This window comes from Shewanella sp. LZH-2, assembly GCF_016859145.1.
Taxonomy (GTDB): Bacteria; Pseudomonadota; Gammaproteobacteria; order Enterobacterales; family Shewanellaceae; genus Shewanella; species Shewanella xiamenensis.
In genome coordinates, this window is the sequence record NZ_CP069350.1 from 3,154,130 (window position 1) to 3,167,495 (window position 13,366).

General features: G+C 49.8%; 6 protein-coding genes. All 6 read right to left on the minus strand.

What is annotated here, in order from left to right:
- Positions 1–182 precede the first annotated feature (182 nt).
- Complete coding sequence (locus JM642_RS13905) at positions 183–3,206, minus strand: EAL domain-containing protein (RefSeq protein ID WP_203432005.1); 3,024 nt, start codon at positions 3,204–3,206, stop codon at positions 183–185.
- A 109-nt stretch (positions 3,207–3,315) separates the two neighbouring features.
- Entirely contained in the window at positions 3,316–4,905 is a 1,590-nt protein-coding gene (locus JM642_RS13910) for a glycogen/starch synthase (RefSeq protein WP_203433822.1), read from the minus strand.
- A gap of 67 nt (positions 4,906–4,972) precedes the next feature.
- On the minus strand, positions 4,973–6,235 hold the full coding sequence (gene glgC / locus JM642_RS13915; protein ID WP_011717793.1) for a glucose-1-phosphate adenylyltransferase: 1,263 nt from the start codon (positions 6,233–6,235) through the stop codon (positions 4,973–4,975).
- Between the two features lie 118 nt (positions 6,236–6,353).
- Positions 6,354–8,867 (minus strand): glycogen/starch/alpha-glucan phosphorylase, encoded by a 2,514-nt coding sequence (locus JM642_RS13920; protein ID WP_203432006.1) that lies wholly within the window; start codon positions 8,865–8,867, stop codon positions 6,354–6,356.
- Positions 8,868–8,869: 2 nt separating this feature from the next.
- On the minus strand, positions 8,870–11,128 hold the full coding sequence (gene glgX, locus JM642_RS13925; protein ID WP_099457763.1) for a glycogen debranching protein GlgX: 2,259 nt from the start codon (positions 11,126–11,128) through the stop codon (positions 8,870–8,872).
- Positions 11,125–13,365, minus strand: coding sequence for a 1,4-alpha-glucan branching protein GlgB (gene glgB, locus JM642_RS13930; protein ID WP_203432007.1), 2,241 nt, complete (start codon positions 13,363–13,365; stop codon positions 11,125–11,127). The genes glgX and glgB overlap by 4 nt, the downstream gene beginning before the upstream one ends.
- Position 13,366: the final 1 nt, after the last annotated feature.

Consider the following 13,366-nt stretch of genomic DNA (forward strand, 5'->3'; position numbering starts at 1 on the left):
TCGGTGGAATTGCTCAATGCGCAGCAAAAAAGAGACGAATCGAAGAGATGACTTGTTGTACTCTTCAACATTATTAATTTTCTGCATCATGCCCTTAAATGGGGCCGCGGAGTCTAGCAAAATTCGCGGCGGATTTATAGGCAAAACGTCGCACGCCTGATAAACCTTTCTCGCCTAGGTGTTTATGTCAGCAAATACTTGCTGGCAAACTCACTGGCACTGACGGGTTTAGAGAATAAATAACCTTGGCCATAGTCGCAGCCTGCATTGAGCAACACCTGCCGCTGCGCCTCGGTTTCAACCCCTTCGGCGATGACTTTCATGCCCAATTTATGGGCCATCACAATAATGGCTTCACACAGGGTGTGGTCATTTTCATCCGTATCAATATGACGGGTAAATGATTGATCTATTTTTAAATAGTCGATATCGAATTTCTTCAAATAGGCCAGTGATGAATACCCAGTACCAAAGTCATCTAAGGAAACTTGCACGCCCGCATCCCGATAGGCTAACAATTTTTCGGTCACGCCCATGCTAGCATCAAGCAATAGCCCCTCGGTAATTTCCACACAAACGCCAGTACCAGTGACATCTAACTGCTGCAGTAATTCAAGCCAATTGTGTAACAGAGTGCCCTCGTCACGGAACTGTATAGGCGATTTGTTAACACTGATCTGAATTTCCACGCCCAACGTCTTGCGCCATTGGGCGCTTTGGCGTGCTGCTTGTTCAAATACCCAGTTACCGATTTCAACAATCAGCCCTGTATCTTCAGCAACGGGAATAAATTCTGCTGGCGATACAGAGCCGCGCTCAGGATGGAACCAGCGCAATAAGGCTTCTGCCTTAGCCACTTCACCAGTCGCCATCGCTACTATCGGTTGATAATGCAGTTCAAATTCTTTATTCAGCACAGCTTGACGGAGATCGTGAATTAATCGCATGCGGTACTTAGCGTATTCCTGCATCGAAGGGGTGAAATAGTTAAACCGATTGCGGCCTTGATCTTTTGCCGCATACATAGCCTGATCCGCATGTTTAAGTAAACCTTCAATACTGGTCGAATCATCGGGGTAAAGCGTTATACCAATACTGGCGCTAATATAAGCAGTTTCTTCACCGAGCAGATAGGGCTCGGCAATACGCCTTAAAATATGTTCGGCAACTCGCTCAATCCCCTTATGATCAGCCATAGCACTTAATACTACGGTAAACTCATCACCGCCAAGTCGCGCCACCACATCGGCATCCCGCACACAGGATTTTAAGCGACTGGCGGTTTCGATCAGTAATTGATCCCCCATGGCGTGACCTAAGGTATCGTTAACCTCTTTAAAGTAATCGAGATCGAGGAACATCAGCGCAAAGTGATTGCGATTACGGTCAGCATTCTTGATTTCGGCACTTAAATATTCGAGCAACATGCGTCGATTAGGCAGGCCAGTCAAGGTATCGTAGTTGGCTTGTTTCCAGATTAAATGTTCACTTTGTTTTTTATCGGTAATATCAGAAAAAAGCGCAACACGACGATAAGGCAAACCCTCGGCATTATTAATCGTATTAATGGTTAGCCAAATGACATACTCTTCATTATTCTTACGCCGTTGGCGCATTTCCCCCTGCCACTCGCCTTTTTCGCGAATGTCATTATTCATGCGCTGATAAAAATCGTGACCATTAAGGTCGCAATACATCATACGAATATGCTGTCCACGAATTTCAGACTCGCTATAGCCAGTGATATCGGTAAATGCGGCGTTTACGGTAATAATCACTCCGTTTTCATCGAGTACACTCATGGCTTCGGAGCTATTGTTATAGACTAACGCAGAGAGTTTTAAAGACTCTTCAATCAACTTAGCATCGGTGATATCGGTATAAGTACCGCACATTCTGAGCGCATTGTTATTGGCATCACGGCTCACCACTTTACCGGTATCTAAAATCCAGCGGATGTCGCGGTTAAGGGTTTTTAAGCGATATTCCATCTTATGTTGCGGCGTTTCGCCACGAATATGGGCCTCGATAGAATGCAATACTTTGGGCCTATCCTCAGCCACTATCGAGTCCATCCATTGGCGACTATTGGCATTGAGCATATCGATATCGCAACCTAAAATATCGGCACTGCGGGCGTTTCGCTCGATATGGTCATTACGAATATCCCAGTCCCATACCCCAAGATCGCTACTGCTCAATACCAACTCAAGTTGCTCACGACTGGCGAGCACCTCCATGTCAGCTAATGTTTGCGCCGTGACATCCAAAAAGCCTGCAATCACTAATAATACCTGATGATTTGCGCGCTTACAGGCCACTGTCATATGGGTGTAAACAATCGAGTTATCCTTGGCAATAAAGCGTTTATCTAATTCGTAATTATCGATTTTGCCTTCAAGCATTAGCTCAAACTTTAATAGATCAGCTTCAACATCATCGGGGTGAGTGAGCTGCTTCCAAGTCATATGCAGCAACTCATCCTCTGAGTATTTAAGCATCTGGCATAACCTTGGATTCACCTTGATCCACTTTTGATCGACGCCAGTAATGGCAATCCCAATGTTACCGACGTTGAATTGGCTGCGGAATAAAAAATCATCTTGCAGGCGAATTTGCTCGTCCCGCTCTAGCTCAAAACGGCGAGATAGCAAACGACTTAGCAGCCAGGTAGCAAGGGGATAAATCAATAATATTGGTAAGGCGATTTTCGACAATACGGGCAATGCAAGCTGGTTAGGCAGCAGAAAAAACCATGACAACATCACTAAATGCACTAAAAAAGCAAAACCAAAGACTTCTTTACCCGAAATATTGGCAAGATAGGACTTACGATAATGCCGCCATATCACACCGATAAGACCGGAACTGATAATTACGCCAACGCCAACCCACATGGCGACACCGCCAATACTGAGTCGGTACAGCGAAGTGATAACAACGGCAATCGCCGTCGGCAAACCACCAAAAAACAGGCCCGAAACACACAAGAGTACAGAGCGGGTATCGAAGATAATACCGGGTTCGTACATCCATGGGGTGCTCATAATCGCGACACCAATGCCACCGATAAATAAGCCAATCCCCAGTCGCCATAGTAAAAAATACTGCCGCTGATGCTTTTTAGGAATCGCATCGTACAAAAACACTAAGGCGAGCAGTAACGCTGCATTTTGTACTAAGGGTAAGAAAATGCTTTTATCCATGGATGTGGAAGCAACTCCAAAAATGAGGAAATGGTCTATCTTACGAAAACTCTCCCCCAAAAGTGTAGCAGAATTGCTTACAAATCATGATCTAATTACATGGGGTAATTCACAAAATGTTGTAAAGTTGTTTCTTGTAATCAAAGGCGATGCTATGCCAATCGAAGCGCCGCGCTTTCGCCTTGCGTTTTAATTGCGTCCAATCACGCGTATTAAATTTATCGAGTGCTTCAGCCAGCTTTGCCAGCATAGCCTCGCCCTGGCTTTTGATATCTTCGCCATAAAACACAAAACCATCGACATTGTCCTCGACCGTATCTTGTAATCCGCCCACACCATGCACTAAACAAGGCTGACCGCTACGCATGGCGAGCATTTGGCTAATACCACAGGGCTCAAAAGAACTCGGCATCAGGAACAAATCACCCACTTGATAAAGACACTGGGAGAGTTCCTCATGGTATCCCTGCAGAAATACAAAATGGGCATACTTAGCCGCAAGGGTTTGAAAAAACAGCCCTATCTCTGGGTCGCCGCTGCCAAGCAGCACCAATAGCGCCTTGGGCTGCGTCAGCTGCAACTGTTGCAGTAATGTCTCTAATACCGATAAGCCAGAAGGTAAAATATGGCGCAGGATCAATACTTTTTGATCGGTAAGCCGACCAACAGACGTCAACAGAAAGTTCGGGAACTCCCCCACTGAGGCTTGGCGCCACAGGGCTTGCAGCCGCGTAAAAGCAATCATATCGACGCCACTCACCTGAGTTCGCCCACCCTGCCACTGGGCTAAAGCTGACTCGATGCAACTCAGTAGCTTCGTAAAATCCGTTAATTCCATACGTTCGAGGGAGGTTTGAGCTAAAGCCTCTGGGTATTCGCAACCGTTTAAAATCCCCAATACTCGACCTTGATCAGCTTTATGTTGCAAATCGGCCTCAAGCCCTTCTCCACCGAAAAAGCCCAACTCTGGGCGAGAGGGAAGCAAGACTTCCTTCGCGTAGGTAGGTGAGACTAAATGCACCCTATCCGCCAGCCTAATCCCCATCCGCATCGGATTAATGCAATGGGGATAACGGGGGTCGATAATCTGGGCGCGTTGGCCCTCATCCAACTGGGCAAATAAGGGAGGAAACCAAGCCGCAAAGCTTGACGAATCATGGCTCAGCGGCCTAATACCCTGCAGCGCAAGGTTATGAATCGAAAACACACATGCTATGCTTTTTAACGCTTGATACTCAGGTGCTAGCGCCCGTAGCATGGCTAAACATCCCGTGTGCCAGTCATGCAGATGTAAAAGCTCAGGCATAGGCACAAGCCCTGCCACTAAGGCCTTGGCTACGCTTGCACACAACAGCGCAAACTTAGTCGCATCATCGGCAAAGGGGCGATCACTTGTGCCTTGGCTATAAATCTGCCCGGGGCTCGATTGCCAGAGCCCATGCTCGAGCAAGTAAATATTGGCGCCCAGCACCTTGGGGTGCGCCAGCCAATACAACTTAATCGGCTCCTGTCGCCCGGCAAAACTCACCTCAAACTCATGGATAAGTTTGGCTCCAAGACCCGTTAAAAATCCGTAGCTTGGCATAATGACATCAGCTTGGATCTCAACCCCCGCCAGCGCTTGGGGCAAGTCACGGATCACATCCGCCATACCGCCCACTTTCGCCCCTTTCAGCGCCCCATTTTCGGCCGCGACCATTAATATGCGTTTCACCTAACTTCATACTCCAACAGGGTTAATTTTCAAGCTAATTAATGGGTTGGCCTTACTCGTAGCCCACCGGCAGTCCTAACATATCGCGGGTGACTAAGGTAATGCCTTTCTCGGACACCCTAAAGCCTTTTGCCCTGTCATGGTCGTGGTTATAACCGATCACAGTACCTTCGGGAATGATGCAGCCCCTGTCGATAATGGCGTTTTTAATCTTGCAGTGGCGCAGCACCACCACATCGGGCAGCACGACTGAATCCTCAACCACTGAGTAGGAACAAACCCGCACCTCGTTAAACAACACGCTGCGACGCACGGTCGCGCCCGAGATAATACAACCGCCAGATATAATCGAATCCACCGCCATGCCGCGTCTATCGTCATCGTCGAACACAAACTTGGCTGGAGGCAATTGCTCCTGATAGGTCCAAATCGGCCATTTGGCATCGTAGAGGTTTAAGGCGGGCGTGGGCGATAGCAATTCCATATTGGCCTGCCAAAAAGAATCCAAGGTGCCCACATCGCGCCAGTAGGCTTGCTCATTCGGGAAGGCGCTCTTAAAGGGATAGGCAAACACTTTATGTTTTTCGATGATCGAGGGAATAATGTCTTTGCCAAAATCCCGATCGGAATTGGCGTTTTGCGCGTCTTTCTTCAACTGTTCGAACAAAAACTCAGTGTTAAACACATAGTTGCCCATCGAGGCGAGGCACTTCTCGGGATTACCTGGGGAGTGTTTAGGATGCTTGGGCTTTTCTTCAAATCCTAGGATGCGCATCTCGTCATCGACTTCCATCACCCCAAATGCGCCCGCCGCTTCGGCCACGGGCACCTCAAGGCAGGAGACTGTCATATCGGCGCCAGATTCGGCATGGGCGGCCAGTAAGCCAGCGTAATCCATGCGATACACATGGTCACCCGAGAGCACCATCACGTACTTGGGCAGCTCATGGCGGATGATGTCGATATTTTGGAATACCGCATCAGCCGTGCCTTGATACCAATTCTCAGAGTAACGTTGTGAGGCGGGCAGAATTTCCACCGACTCACCTAATTCCTTTTTAAAGTGGCCCCAACCGCGCATCACGTGGCGAATTAACGAGTGCGACTTATATTGGGTCACCACCCCAACACGGCGGATCCCCGAGTTGATGCAATTCGACAGCGGAAAATCGATGATCCTAAACTTGCCCCCGAAATACAGCGCGGGTTTAGCGCGCCAGTCGGTGAGTTCATGTAAACGCGAGCCTCGGCCACCAGCCAGAATCAATGCATAGGTTTCACGAGTTAAATTACTGATATAACGTACATTAGACATAGGCTCTACTCCCCAAATAGCACATCAGTGCCGATTGCTTCACAACCACTCTTCCCTGCCGCCCTAAGGCCGCAGCATTGCATACAACTGCGTATTCCTTCGCTCATTAACGACTCCCTTACAGTTTCCAAATTTCATCCCGATAGCCTGCAATCGTCACATCACTGGAGAAGCGACCACTGGCCGCCGTGTTGCGAATGCTCATTTGCGTCCACTTTTTCGGATCTTTATAAGCCTTAGCCACAGCCTCTTGGGCGAGGCGATAACTATCGAAATCCGCCGCAGTCATCCACTGGTCGTCCGCGCTTTCAATCGAGGCGATAATCGGGTCGAAAATTCCCGGTTCCAGTAGGTTAAAATGGCCGCTCTTCAGTAAGGCCATGACTTCGGATAAGGCGTGGGACTCGGCGATAATGCGCTGAGGTTGGTAATCACAGCGCATTTGGGCCACTTGATCGGCGTTGAGGCCAAAGAGGAAGAAGTTATCCTCGCCTACCTCTTCGAGCATCTCGATATTGGCGCCATCTAAGGTGCCTATGGTGAGTGCCCCGTTCATCATAAACTTCATATTGCCCGTGCCAGAGGCCTCCTTACCCGCGGTGGAGATTTGTTCGGAGACATCGGTGCCGGGGCAGATTTTTTCCATCGCACTGACGTTGTAATTGGGCAGAAACGCAAAGCGCAGATAAGGCGCCACCACAGGATCGCAATTGACCATATGGGCAACATTACTGGCGAGTTTAATGATGAGCTTCGCCATAAAGTAACCGGGCGCAGCCTTGCCACCGATCAGCACACAGCGTGGTACCAGATGCTCTGTATGCCCCTGCTGGATTTGATGGTAAAGATGAATAACATGCAGAATATTGAGTAGCTGACGCTTGTACTCGTGGATCCGCTTGACCTGCACATCAAACAGCATTGAAGGGTCAAACTCGACGCCACATTCCTTGGCGATCATCTTGGCGAGTTGTACCTTGTTGGCTTGCTTCACCTCGCGCCACTTTTGGATAAAGCTGGCGTCTTGGGTTAAGGCATTGAGCGCCGTGAGTTGGCTTAAGTCCGTCACCCAACCTTTGCCTAAATGGTTGGTTAACAGTTTGGCGAGCGCGGGATTGCAGTGGGCTAACCAACGTCTTGGCGTCACCCCGTTAGTGCGATTGTTAAACTTCTGCGGCCACAGGCTATAAAAATCCTTAAACAGGCCCGACTTTAACAATTGGGTATGTAATCCAGCGACACCGTTCACCGAAAAGCTGGCCACGATGGCTAAATATGCCATGCGCACATGGGGATCGGGGCCATCTTGAATAATCGACATGCTGGCCAGTTTGGCACCATCCCCTGGCCAGTGGTGAGCAACTAAATCGAGGTATCTGGCGTTGATTTCATAGATGATTTCTAAAATACGCGGCAGCATCAATGCCATCATACGCACAGGCCAGCGCTCTAATGCCTCGGGTAGCAGCGTATGATTGGTATAAGCAATGGTTTGACTGGTGATCGACCAAGCGGCATCCCATTCGAGGCCATATTCATCCACCAGCAGCCGCATTAACTCGGGGACCGCAATACTGGGATGAGTGTCATTCAATTGCATCACATTTTTTTCAGCAAAATGAGTGAAATCATTGCCATGGTGATGTACCCAACGTTTTAAAATTGCCTGTAAGCTAGCGGAAGACAAAAAATATTGCTGACGCAGCCGAAGCTCCTTACCGTTCTCGCTGGCATCATTGGGGTAAAGCACCATAGTGATCTGCTCGGCGAGGTTTTTACGCGCCACGGCCTCTGTGTAATCGCCTTGGTTAAATTCTGCTAAGTCAAAATCATCGGTAGCTTCAGCCTTCCAAAGTCTTAAGCTATTCACGCGGCCATTACGATAACCGGGGACAGGCATATCGTAGGCCACAGCTAGCACATCTTGGGTATCGACCCAAATCATGTGCCTGCGCCCTTGTTTATCGACATAGGATTCGGTGTGACCAAAGAACTTTACCGTCACATTATGGTGCGGAACACGCACCTCCCAAGGATTGCCCTCACGTAACCAGCGGTCTGGGCGCTCAACCTGATAACCATCAACTATCTTTTGGGCGAACATGCCGTATTCGTAACGAATGCCATACCCAGTCACGGATAAGTCCATGCTGGCGCAACTATCGAGAAAACAAGCTGCAAGCCGCCCAAGGCCACCATTGCCTAAGCCCGCGTCATGTTCGGCCTCTTCTATCTCCTCGAGTGAAACAGAGTAATGGCTTAACGCCTCGCGGCTATCTTGCTCTAACTCTAAGTTTAACAAGGCATTGCCCAGTGTCCTGCCCATTAAAAACTCGAGTGACAAATAGGCCACTTGTTTGTTGTCGTAGCAGCTATCTTTGATGCGCGTCTCACGCCAATCATCCAGCATTTGCTCTTTTACGCTCAGAGCCAGCGCTTGAAATAATTCACCACGCGCCCCTTCGCCGCGGCTTAATCCATAGCGAACATGGCGAGTAAAAGAAGCGGGCAAGGCATCACAGGGCTCGCAGGGTTCGTGAGCGGTTTTGCTCTTACTTTCAACCGTCTTCGTTGAACGTTTTTTGGGAGTAACGCCGCTGGTATTTGGGCTCAGCTCACTGTTATGACTCATAGTTAATTCCTTATAAAATCAGCATGAAACAGCATAAGACTGCGATCCTGTAACAAGTACCGCGTCGGTGAGGACTGAGCATCCAGCGGCTCAGTGTGAGTTAAAAATTGTGGGTCCGTTTGGGTATGCAGCAGGCATTGCCACGGCCCTAAACCGTCAAAAACCGGCAGGGTAAAGGCCAAAGGGTGCTCATCAGCATTAACCATCAACAGCAGTGCTTGAAGGTTGTCATCCTGAGTCTGCGGCTGAGTGGCGGTTAAATTGCCTGATAACACCACACTAAGACTGCGCCCCATAGACTCGCTCCACAGGCTTTTACTCATAGGCTCCCCTTGACGGCTAAACCAATCCAGCCTCCCCCCCGCTGGGGTTGAGACAGGGCTTGCAGCTTGGGTTGCAGATGCCTCCGGCGACCAATTGAAGGCATTGGCCACTAGCTGCTCATGGATAAAACGTTTGGCGCACAGCAGCGGGAAGCGTTTACGCAAGGCAATCAGCTGTGAGGTGAAATTCAGCAATGAGCTATCCATGCCATCCGATGACCAATCGAACCAATTCAAGGGATTATCTTGGCAATAGGCGTTGTTATTCCCGCCTTGGGTGCGGCCCGCCTCATCACCACTGAGTAACATAGGCACCCCTTGGGATAAGAATAATGTGGTCAATAGATTGCGTTGCTGGCGGGCGCGCAGCGCAAGAATGGTGGCATCCTTAGTGTCGCCTTCTACCCCATAGTGATAGCTGAAGTTCTCATGGTGGCCGTCGCGGTTTTCTTCACCGTTGGCCCAATTGTGCCGCTCGCAATAACTCACTAAATCTTTAAGGGTAAAACCATCGTGACTGGTTAAAAAATTGATACTGGCGGCAGGAGGCCGGCCGCTATGCTCAAAAAAATCCCCCGAGCCATGAAAACGCCGCGCAAACTCGGGCAACATACCGTGATCGCCGCGCCAAAAACGCCGCATAGTGTCGCGGAATCTGTCATTCCACTCGCTAAAGGCCACTGGGAAATTGCCGAGCTGATACCCACCTGGACCAATATCCCAAGGCTCGGCAATCAGCTTCACCCGGCACAACACAGGGTCTTGCAGCAGCGCATCAAAAAAACCACTTCCTGGGTCAAATCCATAGGCTTCACGGCCAAGACAGGCGGCTAAATCGAAACGAAAGCCATCGACGCCCATCACTTCGACCCAGTAACGCAGCGAATCTAACACCAACTGCAACATGCGCGGGTGATTGAGGTTTAAGGTATTACCACAGCCGGTATCGTTGATATAAAAGCGTTTATCATTTGGATGCAGGCGGTAATAACTCAGATTGTCGATACCGCGAAAGCTAAAGGTCGGCCCGAGGCGACTGCCCTCGGCGCTGTGGTTATAGACCACATCGAGAATGACTTCGATACCCGCGCCATGCAGTGCATCCACCATGTTGCGAAACTCGCCAATATCCTCAATCGAGAGATAACTCGGCTCAGGCGCAAAAAAGCCAATGCTGTTATACCCCCAATAGTTAGATAGCTGTTTTTCAAGTAAAAAAGGCTCGGAGAAGAATGCCTGAACTGGCAGTAACTCGACGCAATTTACGCCGAGATTAACTAAGTAATCTATCGCCGCCTTCGATGCTAGCCCAGCAAAGGTGCCTCGCAGCGGTGCATCTATCTCAGGGTGCAGTGCGGTAAAACCCTTTATGTGCATCTCATAGATAATGCACTGCTCAAGCGGTAGTGGCTCACGCTTACTTGTAAGAGGCCGAATAGTATGCGCCTTAGCGACATTCAAAAGAGGGCGAGTATCGACCACTTTGCATTTTGGGACAAAGTCCGCGTTATCTAAGGTACTGAAAGATAAGTCTTCATTAGGACTATCTATCTCATAGCCAAAGTTGGCGATATGGTGGTGATAACGCCCCACGAGCTGGCGCGCGTAAGGGTCTAACAATAATTTGTGTGGATTAAATCTGTGGCCTAATTGCGGCTCGTAAGGACCATAGACACGGTAGCCATAAAGCTGGCCAGCACTCAGCCCATGCACATACAAATGCCAGATTTGCTGGGTCTGCTCCGTCAAGGCGATGCGCTGAATTTCCACCTCGCCTTGGGCATCAAACAGACATAACTCCACCCCTGTGGCATGGGCCGAAAACAGGGCGAAATTCACCCCGCCATCATCGACCGTCGCCCCTAAGGGAAAAGGCTGCCCCGCACTTAGGTTAAAGGCGGTTGAGCCATCAGCATTTACAGGCACAGGATTCGTCATAGGCTAACATCTCTATCGGGCGCATCCATCGCTGGCCCGAGGATTAAGCAACCCAGGGGCGGCACAGTGATCAACGCGCTCGACGCCATACCCTGCCAAGGTAAATCTTCGGCAATCACCTTGCCCGCATTACCCTGATTACTGCCGCCATAGAGATGGCTGTCGCTATTGAGGTACTCACAGAAATCCCCGCCTTGGGGCAAGCCAATACGAAATCCTTGGTGCAGGGTTGGTGTCATATTCACCACAAACACTAAGGGCACATCACTGCCCTCGCCATAGCGAACAAAGCTAAAAATACTGTCGCGGCCATTGTCACAATCGAGCCAGCGAAAACCCTGCGACTCATAGTCGAGCACGGATAAGGCGGGGAATTGGCGATAAAGCTGATTCAGATCCCGAAGCCAGCGCTGCACGCCTTGGTGGGGCTCAAAAGCAAGCAAATGCCAATCGAGGCTATGGTTATGGTTCCATTCGTCACGCTGGGCAAACTCGCTGCCCATAAACAGTAGTTTTTTGCCCGGATGCCCCCACATAAAGCCGTAATAGGCCCTGAGGGTAGCGAATTTTTGCCAATCATCGCCGGGGATTTTATGCAGCAAAGAGCCCTTGCCGTGCACTACTTCATCGTGGCTTATCGACAGCATAAATTGCTCCGAATAGGCATACATCAGGCTAAAGGTCAGCTGGTTGTGGTGATACTGGCGATAAATAGGATCGCGGCCTAAGTAGCTTAAGCTGTCGTTCATCCAACCCATATTCCATTTAAAACCAAACCCCAACCCGCCGCTATCCGTCGGCTTAGTCACGCCTGCAAAGGCAGTTGACTCTTCGGCTATCATGCAAATGCCGGGGAAGGCTTGATACAAACGTTGATTCAACATTTGCAGAAAATGAATCGCCTCTAAATTCTCCCGTCCGCCATAGGCATTGGGCAGCCATTGTCCGGGTTCGCGGCTGTAGTCGAGGTACAACATGGATGACACCGCATCGAGCCTTAACCCATCAAGGTGAAACTCCCGCAGCCAATAGCAGGCATTGCTGAGCAGAAAACTACGCACCTCTCCGCGGTCGTAGTTATAGATCAGCGTATCCCAATCGGGGTGCGTGCCTTTGCGCGGATCTTCATGTTCATAGAGGCAAGTGCCATCGAAACGCACAAGGCCGTGGGGATCCTTAGGGAAATGCGCCGCGACCCAATCGAGTAACACGCCAATCTCGGCCTGATGGCAGGCATCGATAAAGGCCTTTAAGCCATTAGCATCACCAAAACGATGGGTCGGCGCATACAGGCCAACGGGTTGATACCCCCAAGAGCCGTCGAAGGGGTACTCGCTGACTGGCATCAACTCGATATGGGTAAAACCTTGCTCCTTCACATAGGGGATCAACTGCTCAATTAAGTCTTGATAATCAAAATATTGTTCACCAAACTCGCCTTTTCGGCGCCAAGAGCCTAACTGCACTTCGTAGATAGACATAGCGGCGCGATGCCAAGCCGTGCTCGCCCGTTTGTCCATCCATTGTGTATCTGCCCAAGGGTGTTGGTGTTTTTTCGGCACTATGGAGGCATTGTGCGGCGCACATTCCATTTGGGTCGCCATAGGGTCAGATTTAGCGTGACGCTCGCCATTTTGATAAATCAAATCAAACTTATAGTGCGCGCCTTCGGCAACATCAGGCAGGAAAATCTCCCACAAGCCGTTGGCCAGATGCTGGCGCATCACATGGCGAGTATCGTCCCAGTGGTTAAAATCCCCCACCACAGAGACTCGTTTAGCATTGGGTGCCCATACGCAAAAATGGACGCCTTCAACGCTATCAACTTGGCGCCAGTTGGCACCGAGAAAGCGATAGGCCTGTTCGCTACTCCCCTCGCCAAAAAGGTATAAATCTTCACTATTGAGGAGCGAGCCAAACTGATATGGATCGATAATATCCAGCTCACAGAGGGGATAAGTCACCCGTAGCGCATACAAAAAGGGCTTAACCCGTCTGCCAAGCGTACCCGCAAATAGCCCCGCCTCATTGACGCGCTCAAGGCTCGCCACCTTGCGGCCATCCTTAAGACTTATCACATCAACCTTTTGGGCATTGCGTAAAAAACAGCGCACCACCAAGGCCTTGCCCTCGTTGATACTGTGCATACCAAGCAGGGAAAACACATCCGTATATTGACCGTTTAACAGCGCGACATCGCTACCGTCATAGAAGTAAGTCTGGGCTTGAGTCATCATT